This window comes from Alkalihalobacillus trypoxylicola (assembly GCF_001590785.1).
Lineage (GTDB): Bacteria > Bacillota > Bacilli > Bacillales > Bacillaceae_D > Alkalihalobacillus > Alkalihalobacillus trypoxylicola.
On the sequence record NZ_LTAO01000036.1, the window covers coordinates 150,973 to 175,886 of the forward strand.

The following is a 24,914-nucleotide window of genomic DNA, read 5'->3' on the forward strand; positions in this document are numbered from 1 at the left end:
GATCAGGACCTTGCTTCTTGTCTTAAGAAGCAAGGTCCTGTTGGATGTTTGTGAAAGCATCTATTACGCCTTCACAAAATAACAACGTTTTCATTTTTGATTATAGTTACTGTATTTTTATCTTCTACACTCTTATTGACCATTTTTTCATTTAGAATTTTACAAGATTTTTTACTTCTACTGCCTGACCTGTGCGTAAGGATTTGTTTCCAGCAATTCCTGTTAAAATACTCATAGCTCCATCGACATGAGAAGCAGCTCTTCTGAATTGATCTTCTTTTGGCTCTCCAAAAATATCATCTAGTAATAATGGATCTCCTCCGCCATGACCACCTTGACCTTCTTGTACCTCTACTTCATACGGCTGACCAAACATAGGGATGACTCTTATTGATTTTTCCTTTAATGCACCTTCATCTGATTTTTCTCCACCTGAATTAATATACGATTGCTCTCTTACGTTTACTTCAATTCGTCCTTTACTTCCATTAAAGGAAATGACAAACCCTTCCCACGGTAAATAGGCATTTAATGAATAATTTAAAATCGCTTTATTTTTGTATTGAACCATTACTGCTAGAGTATCTTCAATACTTATACCATCTCCGAAAACACTTTGGTCACGCTGATATCCATCCTCTCTTTCAGCATCTAAATACATAGCTTTTAGATGAGGATTATCTTCTAGTTGAATGGCAAAAGGATCATTTTTTGCTACTTCATTTCCATGAGCTCTTTGATAAAACTCTGTAACACCACGAGATTCAGCATTTTCCTTTCCATAAAAACGCAATCCGCCATTTGCATAAACTTTTTCTGGCTCTGTACCAAGCCAAAAGTTAACTAAATCAAAATGATGAGTCGACTTATGGACTAGTAGTCCACCACTGTTCTGTTTATCGCGATGCCATCTTCGGAAATAGTCTGCTCCATGCTGAGTATCTAACGCCCACTCAAAGTTAACAGAAAATACTTCTCCAATAACTCCATCGCGAATTAATTCACGGATTTTCGTATTATGAGGAGCATATCGATAATTAAAGGTCACTCTTACTTCATTTCCTGTTCGATTAACCGCATCAATAATTTCTTGACACTTTTCTGCATCAACCGTCATTGGTTTCTCAGTAATGACGTCGCAGCCTAATTCTAACGCTTTAATAATATAAGTATGATGCGTACGATCAACTGTGGTAACGATTACAAAATCAGGTTTTTGCTCATTAATCATTTCTTCAAAGTGATGTGCCAGGTAGGTATTGATTTGAGGATGCTCATAACGCTCTTCTAGTAATTGGTTAGCATAATCCATTCTTGTCTGATTCACATCGCAAAAAGCAACTAATTCACTTGTTTCTCTGTAATCCCTTACTAAAGATCCATAGAAAAATTCAGCTCTTCCACCCGTTCCAATTAAAACGTATCGTTTTTTCATCTTTAAATCTCCTTTTGACTTTTGACCTCACAATTATATTAATCTGAATATTTTTAAAACACAACCCTTTATGAATAGACTTTTTAACTTTAATTTTTAAAAGCTTTTATTATAAAAGATAGATTGAAAAGGGATGAGCAGTTACTCATCTTCTACAAATCAACTCTTTATAGCGATACCCCCTTTTAGAATATTGTGATAATATCTTATTAATGAAAGCGGAAACAATTATTTTTTTTAGGAGCTGACTTGAGAGTGAAGCAAATACTATGCGAAAAGCCTCAGAAATTGAAACTTGTTCAAGTTCAAAAACCGACTATAAAAAATGGCTATGCCATCGTCAAGTTAAAACGAATTGGTGTTTGTGGAACAGATTTACATGCTTATAATGGTGTACAGCCCTACTTTACCTATCCTCGAGTATTAGGGCATGAGTTATCAGGTACTATTGCTGAAATAGAAGAAAGTGAGCAAGAATTACAGATCGGTGATAAGGTCGCTATTATACCTTATAACCATTGTGGAGATTGCCTTGCTTGTAAAAAAGGAAAAACGAATTGCTGTCAGCACTTAACTGTTACAGGAGTTCATCAAGATGGCGGCATGCAAGAGTATATAGCAGTTCCTATCACCCACCTTATGCAGGTGAATGATCTATCATTTGATGAAGCGGCCATCATAGAGCCTCTCGCTATTGGGGCACATGCGATACGTAGAGCGGAAGTCAACGAACAAGATACGATAGCTGTAGTAGGTGCCGGTCCTATCGGATTAGGAATTATGCTTTTCGCGAAAAAGATGGGCTTAAACGTTATAGCCATTGATATTAATCAACATCGTCTACAGCTCTGTCGTGAATGGCTTGAGCTAGAGCATACCTTCAATCCATTAGAAACCTCAATCGATACTTTAAAAGAAATGACAAATGGTCATATGGTCGATGTTGTTTTTGATGCGACTGGAAATAAATCATCCATGGAGCAATCTTTACATTATATTGCTTTTGGTGGAAAGGTTGTTTTTGTAGGACTCGTCAGTGATCATATCCAATTTTATAATCCTGATTTTCATAAAAAAGAAACCACCTTATTAGGTAGCCGCAATGCGACAAAAGACGATTTTATCTTTGTTTATGAAAGCTTAAAAAGCCGAGAAGCCTTAGATATAGAAAAGTATATAACTCATCGAGCTTGCTTTGAAGATACCGTATCTGAATTCCTTAAATGGTTAGACCCACAGGAGAACGTAATAAAAGCAATGATCGAGCTTTAACTTTTTTCCAGAAAAAAAGAATGGAATAATCTGCATGAATGCACCCCTCACAAATTAAGTGCTCGGATGTTCGCTCCTCCAAGACACTTCGCGTTTGGTTGGGAGATGCTGAACTAACTTTTATTTAAAGTGGATTTCGTTATTTCCATTACTTCCCACAGGAGTCCTGCTTAAGTCTTTCATATAGAAATCTACTAATCTAGCAGGACCTTCCTTCTTTTAAAAGTAGAGAGGTCCTATTACTTATTTATGTGAATTAATTTCATCATTCAATTCTTATAATGAAAACCGTGCGATTAGGTTTTTGATTTTCACTTTAGGTAGATGCTTTCCCAAGGGCTTGTTCTCAGCTAACTCTGACACGCAGAGCTTCGTCAGAGTGTATCTTCAAATGGCGCTTATCCTTTGGGAGTCACTACCTACCGTTACAATCAACGAGTGAATTTGCAAACATTAAACATTTTTTTAATAAATGTTGGGTTTTATTCACTTGTAGAACAATGATGAAATTCACTCATATATGCAATCATTTCAATATTCGCTTCATGAGCTCATATAAAAACCAGTCTCCATATCAAACGATTTATAGTCACTTCAGTAGTAAAACCGTTATATGGTTTACTTTACAGTAAAAATCAAACGCTTATAGGAAGTTAATGGCGGAGCCCCATCATCCATAACACTTAGAATAATATGCAAGGTATCACCTTCACTTTTTTCTGGAATAAGCAGCCTCGCATTCGCTGAATGTTCTCCTAAAATGACTAACTGATTACTATAGCTACTAGCTTCTCTGTGCAACTGCCAATGAAAGCTCAATGAATCACCATCTGGGTCAAAGCTTTCACTAGCATCCAGCTCTATCGTATCACCTGGCTTAGGATTTTGATTTTCTATCATCTTTACTTTGACGACTGGAGCATGATTCGACTCTTGATAGCTCTTTATACACCAGTCCATTCGCGCTTGAAAATCATTTTGAAAGGCTTGACGCCAGCGAAAAATGGGAGACCTAACACTTTTAACCCCCTCGAATTCTTCCTCAGCATCTTCATAGCATTCTCCTCTCTTCTTCACAAACCTACCACCCCATGCTCCCCATTCAGGATACTCTGGATCACTCAATCCATTTTGGATTAAATATAATAGAGATGGACTGTCACCTTCCTTCAGACCGTGGACCTCTCCCCAAGGATCCTCACCATCATATTGAGGATAGGCTGCTCCTAATGGTCCATGATTGAAACGAAGATGTTCATGAAGCCAACTATTATTTACTAAATTTTGATTTCCTTCTTTATACATCCCTCTAAAGGAATCACTTGATACGATATAAAACAAATCTGGATTTTCGTCTCTTACCATACTATTCATTTCATACTGATCACCTATTGCATAAACTCTTAATTTAGATTTAAATTTTTGATAAAACGCTCCTCCTTTCGTTTCTTTCACTCTCCATAAAGCCTGCGCTAAATCGGTTGTACCACCCCAAACAATGATCCATAACGGCCTCTCATCTAGACGATTTGCACATTCAATAATCCAATTAGAGCCCTCTGTATCGTTACCTTCACCTATAAATTTAGGGCCATCATTCTGATTCCCACATTTAATCAGTTTAGCTAGCTTTTCTTGAGATGGATACCTTTGGTCATGCTTTAAAAGATTGTTGTGAACTTTATCGTATATTTGTAAAAGAATGTGCAAATATTCTGGAAAAACAGCATGACCGTGCTTTGTATAAGTAGCAATTAGTCCTTCTATATCAAGTTCATTACTATATAGTAATAATCGAATAAATGATTGAGCATCATCTGGCTCTCCAAATCCTCCTACTATGCTACTAATATCGGTTAAAACAACCACCCTCGGTCTTTCAGTCATATCCTTCCCCCTCACTATCTTCTCCCTATATCATAAAACTATAAAGCTTATACACCTTTACTATAGAATAAACGAAACATAGCTAAATCTATACCTTAATCTTTTGACCCTTAAATTATCTGTCCAGAAGAAAAAATGCCTAGGACAATTATGAATGATTGATTCCATACCTGTTAGGTGCTCGGATGCTCGCTGTAAATCCAAGAGAATCCATGGAAAAGGAGAAAGTCAAATAGAAGCTGTCATTCAGCCCGACATGACAGCCACAGCATTGAAACAGTCAAAAGAAAAAGCTCTATTCACACAAAAAGTGCTCGCATCAATGAAAGAGGTCAAAAGGGAGCACTCTATTCACCCGAAATCAGCGCTGATCATGAAAAGCGAGCAAAAGGAAGTTTTCCTATTCACCGGAAATACGAGCGAACCCACGAAAAGAGAGACCTCCGGAGAAGAGAGTCCCTCAATGTTAACAGCATAGACAAGATTACTTAAAAATACCTTTCAATACTAGAATCCTATCAGTACTCTTTTATTGCCTTTATAAATGAAAGGCCTTTTCTAATTCTTTAATTTTTGGTTCTTCAATATGGACAATGTCACCTAAGTCCTTTGAAGCGATTAAAGCTTTTGCACTATATTCTGCGACCTCTAATCGGTCAAAGGCATTTAATAGACTAGAGCCTGTTACAATGACACATTCATTATCTACAATCGCAATGGGGGTTGAGCTTTCAAAGACATTAGCCACTTCCTCTGGATTAGTGTGAGGAGAAATAGCTGGTAGTCTCGGAATATCTCTCATTAAAATATAACTTTCTGGTATCGTTTTCGATTCTAATAACTGATGAGAAACGGCAAAAGCCATTACATTTGGAGGATGAGCTAAAATAATGGATTCAATATGCGGATGCTTATCATAAATGTACTGATGCAATTGAAAGGATCGACTAGGCACCTTACCTTTTTCTCTTCTTCCATTTTCAATACGAACGATATCACTGTTATTTAAATAATATCGATCCACATGGTAAGGAGTAATTAAGAAAGAATCATTTGAAAGCCTTTGAGAAAATGTCCCTTGAGTACTAGTAAAGAGCTTTTGTTTATAAGCTCTTTTTATAAGCTTCACCATACTTGTGCGAAGCTCTCGTTCTTTTATTCCATAATATTCGGCCATAAATTCTGGTAATTGACTTTGCTGTGAATGCATCTTAATGGTATCTATTTCTAAGCTCTTTGGCTTTCCTAATCGATGAGCCTCTGATTCAATTCTAGCTAGAAAATCTAACGTTTCAAATTGCTGAAATGCTTCAAATAGGTTCTGATGCCCAACTACTACGCCATGATTCTCTAATAAAACAGAATAGTACCCTTTTTTAAACTCTTTGGCTATTTTCTCACCTAATTCAAGGCTACCTGGTAAGCCGTATTCTGCCATACCGATTTCACCACAAGTCTGGTAAACACTTGCCATTAATCTAGTATTCGGTTTTTTTCGAATAATACTAAACGCCACTAATGCAGGAGGGTGGGCGTGGATAATCGCTTTTAAATCAGGACGAGCACTATATATCAATTGATGAAAAGGAAGTTCACTAGAAGGCCGATGTATCCCTACCGTTTCACCGTCTTTTTTGACACAAACGATATCATCACGAGTTAAAGTCCCTTTATCAATACTCGCAGGTGTAATCCAAATATCTCCATGTTCATCTAATACAGACAGATTTCCTCCAGATGTAGTGGTTAATCCACTTTGGTAGATTCTTTCCATGAACATGACTAATTGATCAGTTGGATGTAGCATATCTAGATTCATAATGAACGCCTCCATATTGTGATAGATAAAGACTTCTCTTTAATTAAAGTATAGTTATCCTGTATGAATGAAAGCAATCAGTTCATGGAATTGCCACCAAAATAACTTAATATTCACAATCTAAAACTTGAATTAATTTCATCCTTCATCCCTTTTAATAAAAATCGGTCGATTTGGTTGTTGATTTTCACTTTAGGTAGATGCTTTCCCAAGGGCTTGTCTTCAGCTAACTCTGACTAGGCAGAAAGTCGTCAGAGTGGATCTTCAAACGGCGCTAATCCTTCGGGAGTCACTACCTACCGTTACAATCAAAAAGTAAATTTGAAAATATTCATCCTTTTAATAAAAACCGGTTGATTAGGTTGTTGATTTTCACTTTAGGTAGATGCTTTCCCAAGGGCTTGTCTTCAGCTAACTCCGACTAGGCAGAAAGTCGTCAGAGTGGATCTTCAGACTGCGCTCATCCTTTGGGAGTCACTACCTACCGTTACAATCAACAAGTGATTTCGCAAACATACAAGACATATTTTATTAATAAACGTTCGGTTTCATTTCCTTATAGAGCAATGATGACATTCACTCCCTTAAGAATTTAATTGTGAAGGAGAAACTAAATAATATTTTTTAAAAGCCTTCGAAAAACTATAAATATCGGGATAGCCTAGCTGTTCTGCAATTTGCTCAATCGAATATTGATTACTATAAACTAACTCTCTAGCTCTATTCATTTTCAATTGATAGATATAACGACCAGGAGTTACTCCTATCGTTTGTTTAAAATAGTATATAAAATATTTTTCAGACATCCCAACGATTTTAGACAATTTTTCATTTCTTAAAGGTTCATTTAAATGTGTGATGACATAATCTAAGACAGGTTGAAGTTCATGGAGATTACTATTTAATTTACTTAAATTAATGTCTTGCTTGAACGTACCTTTAAATTGCTCATTTCCATAAAGTTCGATTACTTTAGCTATTAAAATCGTCAGGCTCCCTTTTAATCGAATACTAGACATTGGTTTATTTTCTTTATAATGACTATAGGATTCATTAAATAAAAGAGATTCTTCAGATACTAAATTCTTCTTCACCACTCCAAAAATTTGAAAGTTCTCTAAGATTTCATTTTGATTTCCTAAACCAAAGTCGAAATGAGTAAAAATAAAATGACATGAGCCCCGCTTCGAGGTGGCGTGATAAGCTATGCTTGGGCCAAACAGCACTAAATCTCCCTTATTAGCTGTGTATACGGAATCATTTACTCGAATCTCAATTTCTCCTTCGAGAATATACCACAAATCATAATCCTTATGCCTTTTACTTTCGTGCCAGTTTTGCTGATGAATTTGATCACCCAATGTGTTGATTCGTATCACAACATGCTCGGAAAGTTCATTAAAAATATCTAACGAATTCAAGACGTACCTCCAATCATGAACAACTTCTTTTTCTACTATTTTAGATGTAATCTTTCTGTACATACAGTAACATTTATCAGTACTTTTAAACAGATACCTCTTAATCCCTTATTAATAATAGATTTTATCCATAAACAAAATCGTACTAAATGACAAATGTAGAGTACTCTCTTACATTTTCATATCCTGTCATTCCTTTATAATGAGTAGTATTAATTCGGAGGTGATCAAATGAAGATTGAAAAACCAAAGGTAGTCGTTTTAGGTGCTGGTAGTTTATTTTTTGGCAGACAGGCCATATGGCAAATGGTTCATTCAGAGCATTTGAATAATGGAACTTTAACCTTAGTCGATACAAATAAGGATAAATTAGAAAAATTAGTAAAGCTCGCTCAAATGGTCGTAGACTATAGTGGAGTCAATTTAACGATTGAAGGTTCAACTAATCGTAGAGAAGTTCTATCTGGTGCTGATTTTGTCGTTTTAAGCTTTGCTGAAAACACCGTTAAATACCGTGGTATTGATTGTGAAGTATCCGAAAAATATGGAATTCGTATGTGTTCAGGAGATACGATTGGACCCGGGGGAATTTTTCGAGCGATGCGAGAGCTTCCTGTCATAATGGATTGCGCTCGTGATATTGAGGAACTTTGTCCAAATGCTTGGGTCATTAATTATATTAATCCAGCCACTGTTCATGGAATGGCATTAAAACGCTTTGCTCCACAATTAAAGAGCTTTGCCCTTTGTGATTCTCATCATATGCCTCATAAGAAAATCATATTAGCCGAGCGCGCTGGTATCATCGCAAATCACAAAGAATATACAGAGGAAATCGACCGTCAGTTTGATATTCGTATCGCTGGTGTTAACCACTTTACTTGGCTATTAAAAGCAGAATATCAAGGAAAAAATGTACTACCCGATATAGCTGAGTCATTAAGAAAACATGCTGAAACTGAGACAGTAGGTGGGGATACCGGAGCAAAAGCTTTGTTTAATGATTCCATTAGCTATCAGCTTTATGAAATATTTGGCTATGTTCCAACCTGTACAGCTCATACAAAAGAATATTTACCCTATTGGCAGGGGTTAGGTAAATTAAAGGATACGATTCCTCCTCTTTCTATTTGGGAGACGGAAGAGAGATATATGCGCCATCGCGAAATGTGGGATCAAATTGATCGCTTTATTAATAAAGAAAAGCCGATTGAGGAGTTCATGACCTCCTTCGGTCCAGACCATGCAACAGATATTATCGAAAACATGGTTGGAAATCTAGGGAAGAAATTTTATGTGAATACCTATAATAATGGAGCGGTTACGAATATGAATGACGACGCTCTATTAGAGCTTCTAAGTGAGGTAACTATGGAAGGCGTCAAGCCATTACCTGTCGGAGAAATGCCTCGAGGAATTAGAGGAATGCAAGAGGTAGTTCTTGATACACATGAGCTAACAGCAGAGGCTGTAGTGGAAGGTAGTCGAGAAAAGCTAAGAAGAGCAATGTTAACCGATCCACTCGTTCATTCGATAGCAGATGGAGACCAAATTATTGAGGAATTACTTGAACGCGAAAGTGATATGATACCTAAGCATTGGTATTCAGAGGCTTTAAAAAATTAAGTAGTGGAGCCAATATTGAGAATGATTAGTGCAAAAGGACCTTGCTTCTTTTAGTAAGAAGCAAGGTCCTTTTACTTGTTGTGTAGATACTAGAAAGGGTTCTTCCACTTTTAATATTCAATCTAGCTGTGTTAAAATCGTTCCTTCTAGCATTTCGGCATCTATAGTCACGGTTCCAACTTTCTTTGAAAATTCCAGCGATAGCTCTGAATAGAGAACTTGGTCTAGCCACACGTTTAGCTTTTCCTTCTTTTTCTCTATTTGTATTAAATGAAATGCATCAGAATCAATGGAAAGAGAGAGTATCTGCTTTAACTTTTCTTGACCATTTTCAACTAATCTTATTTCTAGTCTGTTTTGACTTAGAGTCCACCAAACATGATTTTGTTCGTCGATAAACAAAGCATGTCCAGAGCCCTTTTTTAAATTGCTTTCAAAAAAGTAGCTTTCTAATTGATATTGATTTAACTGCTGGTTCACTTCTACTGTTGAATCAATAAATCTTCCATCAAAATCAGGCATAGTAGGCATAGCAATCGTATCGTTAGTGGGAGGCTCTAAATCAATATGTCCATCCTTCCATTGCAATCGACCGACTCGAACACGCCTTTCTCCAAGCTTTTCCTTAGGCTCATATCCATGATAAACCATATAATCATCGATTCCGTTTGGTCCTTTGACAATCACATGGTGGCCTGGACCTAAGCATGCTTCATTCGTTTGAAGTATGGGTGTTCCATTTTGCCACTTTATCCAGCTCTTATCATTCATCCCATCATGACCTATTGGCACTTTTGATGTCGCATAATAGACACCGTAAGTTTCATCACCAAAAAAACCCGCACTATACATTTGATAGTACAATCCTCTATGCTTTAGAACAAATGGTCCTTCATTCCAGTAAAAGCTTCCTTCTTTATTTCCTTCTTCTAGTCGTTCAGGTTTTACTACCATTGTAGGGTTTCCAGTTAATGTTTCTAAATCCTTCATCCGGTCAACGACATTTCCTGTACCTATTACTCCATTTGGCCCTCTCGTATATTCATTACGAACATTATAAAACATATAGTAGCTTCCATCATCATCCTTAAAGGGGTGAGCATCAATTGACCATTCATTTGTTAACGGCTCAGGATTAAGCTGAAAAGGACCTGTAGGGGAATAACTTTTGGCTACACCAATTCTACGCACTTCATCATTTTCAGTTCCATCTTGATTCATCAGAGCAGCGGTTACATACATATAAAAAATACCATTTTCGTATATAACCTCTGGAGCCCAAAGACCTATTTGTGCCCAATGTTTGGGGTCAGTTGAGGCTTGCAGAGCGACCCCAACCTTTTCCCAATGTATTAAATTTGTTGAACGATAGACAGGTATTTCCTTTGCTGCTGTATGGTATAAATAATAAAAACCATTAAACTTTAAAACAGCAGGATCACCATGGTCTGTACCTTTCATAGAAATAACAGGATTTTTATAGCCCACTATTTTTCATCCTCACTTATGAAGTGCTCTATTGTACGCCCTTCATTAATATTTTTAATGATTTCTAAATCGACCTTAGGCTGACGGTCATAAGTTAATAACCCATTAATCTCTTGTTCTACATCCGTTAGCTGCGTATAGCAATATCCTTGAACCAGTGGTGATTCTAGCATGGCAGAGGTGACATCATAGTATCTTTTAATAAAGTCCTGATCGTTTTCTGCGCCAGAGTATCCCCACCCTTCCCACTCACTCTTTTTATAAGCAATTCCTCCAAATTCGGTTACTTGGATCGGGACTTGATTATATTGATAGCCAGGTAGATAAATCAAGCGATGTCCTGGAGTAGAGTTTAGGATATGCTCAATCTTACTATAGCGTTTCTTTAAAACATCTTTATTGCTTTCATAATCGTGAATGGTGCAAATATCAGATTTCGTATGCTCCCAACCATCATTAGACATTACTAATCGGGTTTCGTCGATTGATTTTGTTAAATAATACATCGCTAACGTATGGTCTTGTTGTCTTTTATCTCCTAAAAGCTTAGGCACACCCCAGCTTTCATTTATCGGTACCCAAGCCACAATAGACGGATGATTATAATCACGCTCTACTGCTTTTTGCCATTCAGATGTCATTCGTCTAACGGCATCATTTGAATACGTATAAGCATTCGCCATCTCGCCCCAAACTAAAATACCCAGTTTATCGGCCCAATAATAATAACGCGGATCCTCAATTTTTTGGTGTTTTCTTGCTCCATTAAAACCCATTTCCTTCGTTAACTCTATATCCCTTTTAATATCTTCATCTGAAGGAGGTGTTAATATACCTTTAGGGAAGTACCCTTGATCAAGCACTAATTTCATATAGTATGGTTTGTTATTTAGCATAATAGTGCCATTTTCAATCGATATTTTTCTCATTCCAAAATAGCTATCTACTTCGTCTAAAACTGCCCCATCATCCTGAATTAATGTAAACTTCACATCATAAAGATTAGGATTTTCTGGACTCCAAAGTCTTCCGGCATCATGAACATGAAAGTCATTTAAGAAGAAGCTACGCGAACCATTGATTGATGATACTTGTAGCTGATCGGTTAAAACCGGTATTCCATCAAAAGATATATCGATTTGCAGTTGCTGATTATGCTTCAGATTGTTAATTTTATAATCAATCGTAATTTCATCAGAATCAATATTGGGAGTCATTTTCACCTGTTCTAGATAGCTCTCGTTAAGAGCTTCGATCCAAACTGTCTGCCAAATGCCCGTTGTTCGCGTATAGAAAATACTTTCTGATTGCTCCTTCCAATATTGCTTTCCTCTTGGTTGGTCTAAATCTTTAGAAAGGTCTTCCACACGTACAACAATATGATTTTCTCCCTTTTGAACAATATTTGTAATTTCTGCACTAAAAGGAACATGCCCACCTTCATGATACATAACAAATTGTCCATTAACCCATACCCACGTACGATAATCAACCGCACCAAAATGTAAAACCATTCTTTTATCTTCCCATTGCTGAGGTAAATCCACAGTACGCTTATACCATACTAAATCATGAAATTCAGTCTCGCCAATTCCACTTAGTTCACTTTGATAGCTAAAAGGTACCGTAATATTTTTAGTAAAATCTTGAGTCCCATCAAACCAATGATGCTCCATTCCTTGATTAGAATCATCATATTCAAAATTCCATTTTCCATTTAAGTTGATCCACTCTTTTCGAACAAATTGTGGTCGTGGATATTCAGAACGCGGTATTAACATCTTGATCTCTCCTTTTTTATCTCTATTAAGCACTTTTTTTATAAGTTCATGAAATCATTTAGACGATTATGCTATTTATCTAAAATCATTTATATCACTTTGTCGATTTTTTAAATGATTGCGTATACATCTTTATATTCATTTGATTTTATTAAATTAATTAAAAAACCATTGGTTATTTTGTAATCGGCCCCTCTTGAACACCTTCACTCGGAACGCCGCCTTTGATTTCTGGCCAGCCATCTTCCCAAATAATTCGATCCATCATTAGAGGCCGACGAGTTATACCTCCATCTACCCAAGGGTTATCTGCATCAATCGCATGATAGATCATCCAATCCTGACCTGCTTCATCAGTGACCACCGCATTATGACCCGGACCTTTAAATTGATCCCCACCAGCTAAAATAACGGTTCCACTAGAATATAAAAGATCATTTCCTGATTGATCAAAATAAGGACCCTCTAAAGAATCAGCCTTCCCAACAGCCACTCGATACTCACTAAACTGCCCTTCACAGCACGAGCCTTTTGAACCGAAAAAAATGTACTCATCTTCTTTTTTGACGATATAAGGAGCTTCAAAGGAAGTACTAGCAATTTGAAATTTTTCTCCTATATAATCGAGCCCATCATCACTTAGCTCAATCCCCCATATTCCATACCAGCTCCCCCAAAACAAATAAGGAGTTCCGTCATCTTCAACAAAGAGCTGAGGGTCTATGGAGTTATTCACTTCTATCTCTTCACTATCAAATAGCTTTCCCTGGTCTTCAAAAGGCCCAGTCGGAGTATTAGAAACGGCCACTCCAATGGCAGGATTTGAGTCTCCCCAAGTGGATTGAGAATAATATAAATAATATTTTTCATTATAAAAGGAAATATCTGGCGCCCAAATACCACCATCTTCTTTCCAGCTAGGCTTTTCGTTAAAAGCGTCACCTACGTATTGCCAATCCACTAAATTTTCCGATTTAACTATTGGCACTATTCTAGGGCCCATCCCATCTCCCCAGTTATCCTCTGTTCCATAAGCATAATAGAAGCCATCTTCTCCTTTAATAATAGAAGGATCAGCGATAACAGGCTCGAATATGGGATTTTGATATTCTTCGCCAGATTTTTCTTGATTGAAAAATTGATAAATAAATACTCCGATAAGAACAATAATCAATAATCCAACAATACTCCACCACTTTATTTTCATAAATCCACCCCTTTTCCTGATAGTAAATAAAATTAATTTACTTACTCTTATGAGAAAGTATAACAAACAACCCAAGGAACTGTTAAGTTAATTTTTTATCTTTGTTTTTTTAAAGTCTATTAAAACCATTAAATAACACTATTAAATCAAGGTATTTATCACTTTTATTTTTCTTTATTTTTTTGTAAACGGATTCATTTTTAGTGTTTTTCGAAGAATTTAGGTTGAATATTATAAAAAGTTCGTGTACGATAATCCCATAAAGTAAATTAATTTAATAAATTACTTTTGGATAAAATGATATTGCTAGTTAAATACTAAACAATCCTTTTTTTTATGTGATTATGTAAGTGTTTACAATTCTTAGGGAGCTAGAATGATATTTTCATTCTTCCATAATAAATGTTAGGGGGAACTAAAATGAAAAGAAGAAATATATTTTTCCTTTCTCTATTCGCCATTCTTACTACTGTTTTTATGACAGCTTGTGGTGGTAACGAGAATGAAGGAAATAATACGGGGGAAAGTGAACAAGAAATACCAGGAGATGTTGATGTTGAAGCAGCAGAAATTGTTTTGGATTTTTGGAATGGCTTCACAGGTCCAGATGGACAGGAAATCGCGAAAATTATTGCTGATTTTAACGAATTGAATGAGGGCGAAATTGCTATTCGTACTCAAACAATGCCATGGGACAATTTCTATGACCAATACAGAACCGTTGTTGTAAACGGAGAAGCACCTGATGTTGCTATTATGGCATTAGATCGTATCGCTGGATTCGCTCAGCATGACTTATTGACTCCTTTAGATGATTTAGCGAAAGACATTGGATTAGTAGAAGAAGATTTTATTCCTGAAGTTTGGAAAGCTGGAGAATTTGAAGGAAGTAGATATGGAATTCCTTTAGACATTCACCCTTTAACACTTTTCTATAATGTTGATTTATTAGAAGAAGCTGGCTATACAGAACCACCTAAAGATTATGATGAACTATTAGAAATGTCATTAGCCGTTCAAGAAAATACCGATGCTTGGGGAATCGCTATGCCAGTATTTTGGCCAAGTAATATGATTTTTCATACTTCCCTCTACTCTCATGGTGGTACATCTGTAAGTGAAGAAGACGGAATTACTCCATTATTTAATTCACCTGAGGGTGTTGAAGCTTTACAAAAGATGGTCGATCTTGTTTATACTCATGAAGTTTCTCCTTCTGATGTTCAAGCAGATGGTGAGGTTACATTATTCCGTCAAGGAAATAGCGCCTTTCATTTAAATGGCATTTGGATGATTGCTGGATTTGAAGAACAAGAAGGATTAAATTTTGCTACAGCTCCTGTTCCGGCATTTGGTGATGAGCAGGTAGTATGGGCTGGCTCTCATAACTTTGTTATTCCAACACAGCAGGATGAAGATCCGGAACGATTAGAAGCATCTATGAAATTCATTCAATATGTAACTGAAAACAGCATTCAATGGGTATCTGCTGGTCAAGTTCCTGCAACATATAGCGTGTTAGAAAGTGATGAATTTAAAGAATTAGAGCACCAGTATAATGCTTCTCAACAAACATTTGCTTTCCCACCAACCTCTCCGTTTTTTGGTGATGCATGGGGACCAACCGGGCCGGCAGTCGATGAAGCGATGCTTGGACAATTAACTCCTGAAGAAGCTCTTGAAAGAGCTGAAAAAGAAGGAGAAGCTAATGCTCGGGAAGCTTCTGGTCAATAAATAAAGAATTTGCACTTGTTTCATCATAAGAAAACCTTTTAGGACGAGGAGAGGGCAAAGCCCCTCCTTATTCATATACAAGGAGAGTATAAAATGAGCGATGTTATCAAAAACAACCAAACCTCTCATTCAATAAAATCAAAGAAAAAGTGGAAAGAGAAATTAACTCCGATACTTTTTATAGGACCTCATTTAATCTTTTTTATCATCTTTTTAGCTTATCCAACTTTTTATGGTTTTGTGATTAGCTTTAATAATTGGAATTTCTTCACCGACATGGAGTTTGTTGGCCTTCAGAATTATGCCAATATCCTCTGGAACACAGATAGTCTTTATTTTGACTACTTTTGGTCAGCCTTTCAGGCAACATTAACATTCGTGGTATTATCTGTCCCATTTTTAATTATCGTGCCACTATTTTTAGCTATTGGTATTCATGCACGCCCATTCGGACATAACTTTTTCCGTGCTTTATTTTATGCTCCAAGTCTACTTTCTGTTGTAACAGTCGTCCTAATCTGGATTTGGTTATTAGATACGAACGCTGGAATTGTGAATTATTATCTAGGCATGGTAGGACTGGACAATATCCCTTGGTTAACTAGAGTTCCATGGGTCTGGGTATCTTTAGTCTTGATGACTATTTGGTGGACTATTGGAACCAATATGATTTTAATTCTTGCTGGTCTAGGTGATATTCCTGATCAATTATATGAAGCTGCCAAAATCGATGGAGCCAATAAATTCAAACAATTTATACATGTGACACTGCCAGGACTTAAAGGTCCCTTAGCCTTTGTGTTAGTCATGACAACTCTCGCCTCCTTTAATGTCATGGCGCAGCCTCAATTGGCTACAGGTGGAGGACCTGGTTATGACACGAGAGTTCTGATTCTTTATATTTATGAAGTTGGATTTACTGGAGGTAATCCAAGAGCTGGATTAGCAGCAGCCCTGTCCGTTGTATTAGGTATGATTTTACTTTGTATTAGCCTTATACAATTCAAATTGATGACAAAAGAGAAATAGATTGGAGGAATATCCATGGCTCTAGGAGATAAATCATCTAAATGGTCAAGTTTTATATTTTTAAGCATTATGGCTTTATTTTGGGTCTTGCCTTTATTATGGGTTCTATCTACCTCTCTGAAACCAGAAAGCCAAGCCATCTCATGGCCTATTCGCTGGATACCGGAGACCCTTACTTTTCAAAATTATATCGATGTATTCGCAAGACAGGATGTGCCGATTTTACGTTGGTTTTGGAATAGCTTTTTTATTGCAACCATTCATACAGCATTAATATTATTATTAAACTCAATGGCCGCTTACGCCTTTGCCCGCCTTAAATTTAAGGGAAGAGATTTATTATTTTGGAGTTTAATGGCTACGATGATGATACCACCTGTTATGAATTTAGTGCCTTTATACGGAATGATTAGTGATATAGGTTGGGTTAATAACTATTCAGCTATGATATTCCCTGGCCTAGGTAGTGTGTTTGGAATATTTTTATTGCGCCAGTTTTTTATAGGCATTCCTTTTGAGCTTGAGGAGGCCGCAAGAATAGATGGTGCTTCATCATTCTTTATTTATCGGAAAATTATTATACCACTTGCAAAGCCTTCCTTAGTGGTACTGGCGCTATTTACTTTTATGGGGAATTGGAATGATTATTTATGGCCTTTAATTGTTACGACAAGTACAGACATGAGAACATTACCAGTCGGATTAGCGATTATGCAAGGACAATTCAATATCCAATTCGCTAAATTAATGGCTGCAACGATATTCTCAGCATTGCCTGTTATTATCCTATTCTTATTTGCACAAAAGTTTATTGTAAAAGGCATCGCTCTAACTGGGATTAAAGGATAATCACTATGAAAAATGCCATGACCGTTTTTAATCGCTCCCTTTATGATAGCTATCAAATGCTAGGTACGATGATTTGGGCCACCTTTTTTTGGTGGCTTTGTGTTCTCCCTATCTTTACTATCGGACCCGCCACACTCGCTCTTGTTTCTATCATTCAACAATCTTCAAGAGGAGCGGCGGTATCACCGAGGGATTTTTGGGCGAGCCTTCGAAGTCATTTTACATTCGGTACGAAATTATTAGTATTACACGTTCTTATCATCTTCCCAGGAGTTGTATACTTTCTTACATTAATAAGTATGGGTCACTTCCTAAGTTATGTTATAGCCATCCTACTACTATTCGGTATCGTTATGTGGCACTGTTTAATGATGTATATCATTCCACTTTCTCTAGAGCAAGATGAAAAAAGATTTACGATTCTCTTTAAACGGGCATTTAAGCTATTCGTAGAACATTTCCTTTTCACGATGAATATCGTTCTTTATATGGTGTTCATCAGTATTATTTGTTCCATCATAACCATCGCCTTAATTATTTGGGCTGGAATAATAGCTTTTCTAGCCTACAATGCTCTTCGCTACCTACTCAATCAGTACGAGCCCGAGCATTATTCCTTCGAGCTTGAGACAAATTGGAGAGGCATTTGGAGGCCTTGGAAATAAAATCATTTTTCCTTTTCTATAAAATAAAGAAGCAGGCTTACCATATTAAACGAATTATTTCAAAAATGTATTTACTTGTAGGAGGATTATAGACAACACTCTTTCACAAGTAATATGATATAGTTAGTACTAACTAGAAGAATATAGGATTTCTAAGCATAATTTTTATAGATTTTTAAACAAATAAAAGGCGGATGGAAATATGGTCTACACTACTGGTAGCTTTGAAGGAATGAAATCATTAAATCAATCAACCATTTTAAATGTAATTCATAATCAAGGACCCATTTCACGAGCTAATATTGCAAAGCTTACCAAATTAACTCCACCAACTGTTGGCGGTTTAGTGAATGAATTAATCGATAGAAACCTTGTTATAGAAGAGGAAGCTCTACAAACAAATGGTGGTGGCAGAAGACCTATTATGTTAAGTATTAATTATTCTGCCTATTATATTGTAGGAGTGTATGCTGCGGCTGAAATTATTCGTGTCGTTCTATCTAAATTAAATGGTGAAATTATCTTTGATTATGTGCAAAAATTAGCAACTCTTCCAAAAGAAGAGGAATTTATTGAAATGATAAAAGAAAACATTTCTTATGTGTTAGAAGAAAAAGAAGTCGATAAAAAACAAGTCTTTGGTATCGGCGTGGCTATGCACGGACTTGTTGATCCTGATAAAGGAATCGCGATTTTCGCCCCTCATCTACAGCTAAGGAATTTACCTTTAAAGGAAATATTAGAGAAGCAATTTGATATACCTGTTATGATAGAAAATGATGTTAGAGCTTTAGCTTTAGCTGAAAATTGGTTTGGACAAGGACAAGGTATCTCCGATTTTATCTGTATTAGTGTAGGTAGAGGTATTGGCTCTGGAATCGTTCTTAATAGCGAGGTATACAAGAGCTCATTCAATACCGCTGGTGAAATCGGACATACCGTTGTTGATATAAATGGACCTAAATGTCACTGCGGTAACAACGGTTGTTTAGAGGCCTGCGCTTCTGAGACCGCTATCTTAGATCGTTTAGATGAAGAATTAAAACTAGATCAAGATTCTATCCTAAAGAATCGTCTTGAAAATAATAGACAAGAGCTTTCTATTGATCTACTTTTTAAAGCGGCTCGAGAAGGCGATGCATTAACGATTAAGATACTTGAGGAGTCTGGAAAATCATTAGGTATTGCGACTGCCAATATGATTAATCTTTTAAAGCCTTCCAAAATTATTTTAGAAGGTCAAATCTTTAAAGATGATTTTGTTTTTAACCCTTTACAACAAATGATTGAACAATATTCTCTAAAAGGTGCACAGGAAGAGATACAAATTGTTCGCTCAGAACTAGGAAAAAAAGGGATGGTATTAGGTGCTGTCACTTTATTCATAAATAAATTGTTTATGCCCGGTGGCTTATAAAAAAAACTCTCATCTTCAAAATGGATGAGAGTTTTCTATTTCTATTATTTTCCTGGATAAATCATCACTTTTATACTTTTCTCTTTTTCTGTTCTCGCTACTTCAATGGCTGTTTTAATTTCACTTAACGGATATTTATCGGTAATCACTTTTTCTATAGAGACTCCTTGCTGTCCTAGACTTTTGATAACAGCTGGATAAGTATTTACATATCGAAATAATCCCATTATATCGATCTCACTATCTATAAGAGAAAGCATGTCCATTGGAATCTTATCTTCAATAGGCATTCCTACGTAAACAATTCGTCCGCCTCGTTTAACGAACTTCACAGAATCACTCATCACTCTAGCATTTCCAGAGGTTTCAATCAATACATCGATTCCGTTTCCATCTGTCAAAAAATCTAATTGATGCTCGGTGTTCTCTGCAATCGGATCAATAACCGCCTTTGCTCCCATATCAAGTGCAAGCTCTCTTCTCGAAGCTAATACATCACTGGCGTATATTTCTGTAATCCCAAATAATTTAGCTGCCTCAATGGTTAGTAGTCCAATTGGTCCTAATCCAGTAATGAAAATACTGTCCCCAGGCTGCACTCTACCTCGCTTCATCGCATGAAACCCTACAGATAAAGGCTCTATTAAAGCACCTTCCTCATAAGAAACATCGTCCGGTAATTTGTGAAGAAAGTCACTTCGCACGCTCACATATTCAGCCCAAGCTCCATCGACAGGAGGCGTTGCCATAAAGCTGACATCTGGACATAGATTATATCTTCCACCCTTACAATATTCACACTTCCCACAAGGTATACCAGGCTCAACAGCAACCCGATCTCCTACTTGGACATCTTTTACATGCTCCCCTACCTCTACTACCTCTCCAGCTAATTCATGACCTAATATAAGTGGCTTCTCTACCACATATCTTCCTATTTTACCGTGTTCATAATAATGAACATCTGACCCACAAATCCCGATACAATATACTTTAACAAGAGCCTCATCATTTCCTGGCTTCGGAATATCAATTTGTTTTACCGTCATTTCAAATGGCTTTTCAAGTATAGCTGCTGTCATCAATGGTTGACTCATGTTAGACCCTCCGGTTTACGTTGAAATGTTGTGTGTTATTTTAAAATCTATGATTCTATCTTACATGGTAGCGCTTACGAATTCAATCAGTTAATAGTCAGAGAATTAAAAATGTTAATGAGAAAGTGAGAATAATAGAAGTATCCCATTTAGAGGAAAATCTTAAATCTCCATAAAAAAAACCGTCTTATTCAGGCGCTGAAACCTTTAAAGACGGCTCTTTCTAAAGAATTAATTTAAAATTTCTTCTATTTTCTGAATGACTTCATCCGCTAGGATTATGTCAATTGCTTTTACGTTTTCCTCTACCTGACTTGGTCTACTTGCACCAATCAATGTACTTGCCACATTCGGTTGTCTTAAAATCCATGAGAGAGCCAGACTAGGTAGCGTAATATCGAGTTCTTTTGCTAAGTGATCTAATTGGTCGACTTTTTGTAAAACATCTTCATTAATCATTCCTTTGATGAATTGATTAATGGAGCTTTTCGAAGCACGACTATCCTCAGGAATTTGATTTCCTTTATATTTACCTGTTAACACTCCTTGAGCTAAAGGTGAAAAGACAACTTGACCAATTCCGTGCTTATCACTAACGGGAATGACCTCTTTTTCAATATAACGATGAAACATATTATATTGTGGCTGATTGACGATAATACGGTCAAGTAAAAATTGATCAGCAATTTTTACCGCTTCTTCAATTTGAGCAGCACTCCACTCACTGACTCCTGCATAAAGAATCTTACCTTGACGCACAAGATCATCTATCGTTCGTAACGTTTCTTCAACAGGTGTTTCAGGGTCATAGCGATGACAATAAAAAATATCGATATAATCCAAATCCATTCTTTTTAAGCTAGCATGCACTTGCTCGAACACATGCTTTCTAGATAATCCACGGTCATTGGGGCCTTCTCCCATTGGCCAAAAGGCTTTTGTCGTGATGACATAAGATTCACGAGGATAGGATTTTAAAGCTTGAGACATCACACGCTCTCCTTTGCCACGCTCATACACATTAGCTGAATCAAAAAAGTTAATTCCTAATTCATAAGCTTTATGTATCGTTTGCTCAGCTAATTGATCTTCAACCGTTTTTCCGTAGGTTAACCAGCTCCCTAAGCTCACTTCACTAACCTTCAAGCCACTTCGACCTAAATTTCTATACTTCATCATGAATCCTCCCATTCGATATTTTTTAATCTAGAGCCCTTTGAAGAAAGTATAATGATTCATTCTATAGTTTTCAACGAATACCTCTTCAAACATTAGGAAAAAATTCAACTTAGCTTTTTTTAAAGGTGAGGAAGGTCTAGAAGGAGTTAACGGCTTCTCTAAAGATTATTATGCAGAAGTGTGTCCAATCCTTCGTTTCAATAAACAAACAGAAGAACTCAACAGATGTTAGATGCATGACAGTCCACTAAGACTACATAGAGGTTATCTCCATTCAAAAAGGCCCCCCTTCTTATCAAAAAGAAGGAAGGCCCATCGTGTATGAGTATGCACCTAGCAAGCACCATTAACTACTTAGGCGAAAAATCGGCTTTGTGTCAGCCCTTATGATTACACATGTAAATTAATTAGGAGGAAAACTTGTTGAATATTTATTTATCCGATTTGGTTAATTGTTCAATTTTTTGATTTAAAAGATTGATTTGATTTTCCAGTTGTTTTAAACGGGCTTCTTGTTCTTGTGATTCTCTTCTGTCTGTAATCGTGCTTTCAATCGCTTCATTCACTGCTAAGCTTGCGGCATAGGTTGCAATCGCATCACCAATAGTCGTAATAATCCCTCCAACTACAGCAAGCTTTAGACTCATATCTAAATTCAAATCATTCACGTCGTTAATGGGGTAATTATTGGTTACGTTATTCATTGGATAATTACTTCTTAAGTCATTATTCTTCATTAAATCGACCTCATCGCCTAGAAGTTAATACAATAGCATATTCATTTTAGGCTTTAGTCGTGCCTTTTTTAGTTAGGTAGTGTCATTCAAATTATAAGAAGTCATAACGATTTCCACTTTAGGTAGATGCTTTCCCAAGGGCTTGTCTTCAGCTAACTCCGACTACGCAGAGCTTCGTCAGAGTGGATCTTCACACGGCGCTGTTCCTTTGGGAGTCACTACCTACCGTTACAATCAACGAGTGATCTCATAAACATTCAAGACATTTTTTAATGAAAACGGAGCGATTAGGTTTTTGATTTCCTCTTTAGGTAGTTGCTTTCCCAAGGGCTTGTCTTCAGCTAACTCTGACTACGCAGAGCTTCGTCAGAGTGGATCTTCAAACGGCGCTGTTCCTTTGGGAGTCACTACCTACTGTTACAATCAACAAGTAATTTTTCAAACATTTAAGACATTTTTATAATGAATGTTGACTCATAAAAATAAACATTTGATAAGAAAAAATGAATTATTTAGTAGAGTAGTTCACTGAATGAAAGGCTTTAAGCGCGACTACAAAGACAAAGCTATCAGCTGTTGTCTAATGTTTTCGACTATCTCGTCAATGGGTAGAGAACCATCGACAATAAAATCAGAATTGGGTTTTGTTGAGACTAGCATATCAAGATAGCCACGCCTTCCTTTTAACAAATAATTTTTCATATCTAATAAAATATCTTCGCTGGAAGATTGACTAAAATCCCTCATAATCCTTCTAGCCATAGCGATATCTAATGGAGTATCAATAAAAATCGTATAGTCGAGATAATCACTCACCTCATTATGAGTATAGGCAAAAGGATAATCTAAAAAAAGGTAATCCAATGGTTCACTGATTAAATTTTCTAAATCCTTCAAAAAGGGCGTTAAATTCCATTCCTCTCGATTTGCACCTCTGTCCACCCAATCTATGATATCTTCAGGTCCTTCCAAATCATAATCATCAAAAAACAGCGTTTTACTATTCGGAAAAATCCTCTGTAACTTAGAAGTAATGGTTGTTTTACCTCCTCCTGAAACAGCAGCTAGTGCAATGACCCTCGGTCTTTTTTGATTCATAAAAACCTCCCGACTTTTCATCGAATATTTACCGTCTATCTGTAATAAATAGTTTAACACTTTTTTACTAGATTGGGCTTTTTCAGTAATTCGAATTTCACACTAAAAGACTTCTACTACGGGTTCTATAAATTACTTCATCAAAATGAAATGAGGGTACAACGCGCATAAATGAAGAACTTTATATAGTTCCCCGCCTATTCGCTTTCCAAAGTCACTTCGGTGGGTTTGCGCTGAACTAACTTTTTTTTAAAGAGGATTTCGTTATTGCCACTTCCTCTCACTGGAGTCTCCGTGTCTTGTGTCTGCTAGCTTTCATAAAGAATCTATAAACTCAACAAGACCTTGCTTCTTTTGATAAGAAGAAAGGTCCGAGTAAAGATAATTACTAAATCATTTAATTTTCAATCCAAGTAAAGAGGCAAATTGTATCGCTTGATGAGTAGAGACGGTACATCCAGATACATTTTCAAGCCCAACCGTTAACGTATCAAAATGAGAGGAACTAATATCGACCCCTTTTAAAGGGCTCCGTATGAAATTGGTCCCCGTTATTTGACAAGTATCAAAGAGCACTTTCTTAAAGCGACACTCATAGAAATCAGCGTTTAAAATAGAGCCATTCTGAAAAATGACTTTTTCTATTTTTGAATTTCCGAACATCGCCATATTTAAAATAGAATCAGTAAACTTCACATTACCAATCGATGAATCAGTCAAAACGGTACCGAGTAGTTTACAATTTTTAAATGCTACCCTATGAATAGAAGCTTTCTGCATATTCGCATTAGAGAAATCACAATTCTCAAAATGGACATCGGTTAAATCAATTCGACTAAAATCGGTATTGGAGAAGTTCCCATTTTTTATGACCGTATTGTATAAGCGAACTCTTTCTAATTCTTCATTAGAAAAATCGGAATCCGTAATAATCGCACCCTCAATCTCTGGATCCAGCTCTTCCAAAATATCCGAAAAATTCTTAGGAGTTAAATTCTCTAAAGGTGAAATCTTAGGCTCATCTATTTTCATTATTAAAACCTTCTTTTTAATTTGAACTATAACATAATGAGGTTTTACTTGTAAGTTTATTAGAGGGAAGAAGAATTTTTTATAGAAATGAACCCCTTTCATCATTACTATCTTTTAATGAAAACCGAGCGATTAGGTTTT

At 36.4% G+C, this 24,914-nt stretch carries 20 protein-coding genes; 8 read left to right on the forward strand and 12 right to left on the reverse strand.

Annotation, left to right across the window (positions count from 1 at the left end):
• Positions 1-151: 151 nt before the first annotated feature.
• Complete coding sequence (locus AZF04_RS17200; protein ID WP_061949829.1) at positions 152-1,435, reverse strand: Gfo/Idh/MocA family oxidoreductase; 1,284 nt, start codon at positions 1,433-1,435, stop codon at positions 152-154.
• A gap of 255 nt (positions 1,436-1,690) precedes the next feature.
• Between AZF04_RS17200 and AZF04_RS17205 the strand changes: the two genes are divergently transcribed.
• Positions 1,691-2,707, forward strand: coding sequence for a zinc-binding alcohol dehydrogenase family protein (locus tag AZF04_RS17205; protein ID WP_061949830.1), 1,017 nt, complete (start codon positions 1,691-1,693; stop codon positions 2,705-2,707).
• Between the two features lie 618 nt (positions 2,708-3,325).
• Here AZF04_RS17205 and AZF04_RS17210 read toward each other — a convergent pair.
• Positions 3,326-4,594: a DUF1593 domain-containing protein gene (locus AZF04_RS17210; RefSeq protein ID WP_061949831.1), complete on the reverse strand. Its 1,269-nt coding sequence runs from the start codon at positions 4,592-4,594 to the stop codon at positions 3,326-3,328.
• A gap of 154 nt (positions 4,595-4,748) precedes the next feature.
• Between AZF04_RS17210 and AZF04_RS17215 the strand changes: the two genes are divergently transcribed.
• The gene (locus AZF04_RS17215; RefSeq protein ID WP_061949832.1) at positions 4,749-5,072 is read left to right on the forward strand and encodes a hypothetical protein; all 324 of its coding nucleotides are present in this window, start codon (positions 4,749-4,751) and stop codon (positions 5,070-5,072) included.
• A gap of 60 nt (positions 5,073-5,132) precedes the next feature.
• On the opposite strand, the gene AZF04_RS17220 is transcribed toward AZF04_RS17215, so the two are convergent.
• Together AZF04_RS17220 and AZF04_RS17225 are read right to left on the reverse strand one after the other, a co-directional pair.
• Positions 5,133-6,413 (reverse strand): class II aldolase/adducin family protein, encoded by a 1,281-nt coding sequence (locus AZF04_RS17220; RefSeq protein ID WP_061949833.1) that lies wholly within the window; start codon positions 6,411-6,413, stop codon positions 5,133-5,135.
• A 584-nt stretch (positions 6,414-6,997) separates the two neighbouring features.
• The gene (locus AZF04_RS17225) at positions 6,998-7,834 is read right to left on the reverse strand and encodes an AraC family transcriptional regulator (protein WP_061949834.1); all 837 of its coding nucleotides are present in this window, start codon (positions 7,832-7,834) and stop codon (positions 6,998-7,000) included.
• A gap of 231 nt (positions 7,835-8,065) precedes the next feature.
• Between AZF04_RS17225 and AZF04_RS17230 the strand changes: the two genes are divergently transcribed.
• On the forward strand, positions 8,066-9,460 hold the full coding sequence (locus AZF04_RS17230) for a family 4 glycosyl hydrolase (RefSeq protein WP_061949835.1): 1,395 nt from the start codon (positions 8,066-8,068) through the stop codon (positions 9,458-9,460).
• A 117-nt stretch (positions 9,461-9,577) separates the two neighbouring features.
• Here AZF04_RS17230 and AZF04_RS17235 read toward each other — a convergent pair whose 3' ends face one another.
• The 3 genes from AZF04_RS17235 to AZF04_RS17245 all read right to left on the reverse strand — a co-directional run bounded on the left by AZF04_RS17235 (position 9,578) and on the right by AZF04_RS17245 (position 13,936).
• Positions 9,578-10,948 carry a glycoside hydrolase family 43 protein gene (locus tag AZF04_RS17235; protein WP_061949836.1) on the reverse strand — a complete coding sequence of 457 codons (1,371 nt, stop codon included), beginning with the start codon at positions 10,946-10,948 and terminating at the stop codon, positions 9,578-9,580.
• Positions 10,948-12,729, reverse strand: a complete 1,782-nt coding sequence (locus AZF04_RS17240) for a glycoside hydrolase family 2 protein (protein WP_061949837.1) — start codon at positions 12,727-12,729, stop codon at positions 10,948-10,950. The genes AZF04_RS17235 and AZF04_RS17240 overlap by 1 nt, the downstream gene beginning before the upstream one ends.
• Before the next feature lie 175 nt (positions 12,730-12,904).
• Entirely contained in the window at positions 12,905-13,936 is a 1,032-nt protein-coding gene (locus tag AZF04_RS17245; RefSeq protein ID WP_061949838.1) for a family 43 glycosylhydrolase, read from the reverse strand.
• A gap of 420 nt (positions 13,937-14,356) precedes the next feature.
• Between AZF04_RS17245 and AZF04_RS17250 the strand changes: the two genes are divergently transcribed.
• The 5 genes from AZF04_RS17250 to AZF04_RS17270 all read left to right on the forward strand — a co-directional run bounded on the left by AZF04_RS17250 (position 14,357) and on the right by AZF04_RS17270 (position 19,630).
• Positions 14,357-15,670, forward strand: a complete 1,314-nt coding sequence (locus AZF04_RS17250) for an ABC transporter substrate-binding protein (protein ID WP_082795399.1) — start codon at positions 14,357-14,359, stop codon at positions 15,668-15,670.
• Positions 15,671-15,763: 93 nt separating this feature from the next.
• Positions 15,764-16,699, forward strand: coding sequence for a carbohydrate ABC transporter permease (locus AZF04_RS17255; RefSeq protein ID WP_061949839.1), 936 nt, complete (start codon positions 15,764-15,766; stop codon positions 16,697-16,699).
• 15 nt (positions 16,700-16,714) lie between these two features.
• Positions 16,715-17,548, forward strand: a complete 834-nt coding sequence (locus AZF04_RS17260) for a carbohydrate ABC transporter permease (protein WP_061949840.1) — start codon at positions 16,715-16,717, stop codon at positions 17,546-17,548.
• Between the two features lie 5 nt (positions 17,549-17,553).
• Positions 17,554-18,213 (forward strand): DUF624 domain-containing protein, encoded by a 660-nt coding sequence (locus AZF04_RS17265; protein WP_061949841.1) that lies wholly within the window; start codon positions 17,554-17,556, stop codon positions 18,211-18,213.
• Positions 18,214-18,415: 202 nt separating this feature from the next.
• The gene (locus AZF04_RS17270) at positions 18,416-19,630 is read left to right on the forward strand and encodes an ROK family transcriptional regulator (RefSeq protein ID WP_061949842.1); all 1,215 of its coding nucleotides are present in this window, start codon (positions 18,416-18,418) and stop codon (positions 19,628-19,630) included.
• Between the two features lie 44 nt (positions 19,631-19,674).
• On the opposite strand, the gene AZF04_RS17275 is transcribed toward AZF04_RS17270, so the two are convergent.
• From AZF04_RS17275 to AZF04_RS17295, 5 genes are all read right to left on the reverse strand, one after another.
• Positions 19,675-20,727, reverse strand: a complete 1,053-nt coding sequence (locus tag AZF04_RS17275) for an NAD(P)-dependent alcohol dehydrogenase (RefSeq protein ID WP_061949843.1) — start codon at positions 20,725-20,727, stop codon at positions 19,675-19,677.
• Positions 20,728-20,958: 231 nt separating this feature from the next.
• Entirely contained in the window at positions 20,959-21,903 is a 945-nt protein-coding gene (locus tag AZF04_RS17280; protein WP_061949844.1) for an aldo/keto reductase family protein, read from the reverse strand.
• Positions 21,904-22,337: 434 nt separating this feature from the next.
• Positions 22,338-22,643, reverse strand: coding sequence for a hypothetical protein (locus tag AZF04_RS17285; protein WP_061949845.1), 306 nt, complete (start codon positions 22,641-22,643; stop codon positions 22,338-22,340).
• Between the two features lie 552 nt (positions 22,644-23,195).
• Positions 23,196-23,741 (reverse strand): nucleoside/nucleotide kinase family protein, encoded by a 546-nt coding sequence (locus AZF04_RS17290; protein WP_061949846.1) that lies wholly within the window; start codon positions 23,739-23,741, stop codon positions 23,196-23,198.
• A 393-nt stretch (positions 23,742-24,134) separates the two neighbouring features.
• The gene (locus tag AZF04_RS17295) at positions 24,135-24,773 is read right to left on the reverse strand and encodes a pentapeptide repeat-containing protein (RefSeq protein WP_061949847.1); all 639 of its coding nucleotides are present in this window, start codon (positions 24,771-24,773) and stop codon (positions 24,135-24,137) included.
• Positions 24,774-24,914 lie beyond the last annotated feature (141 nt).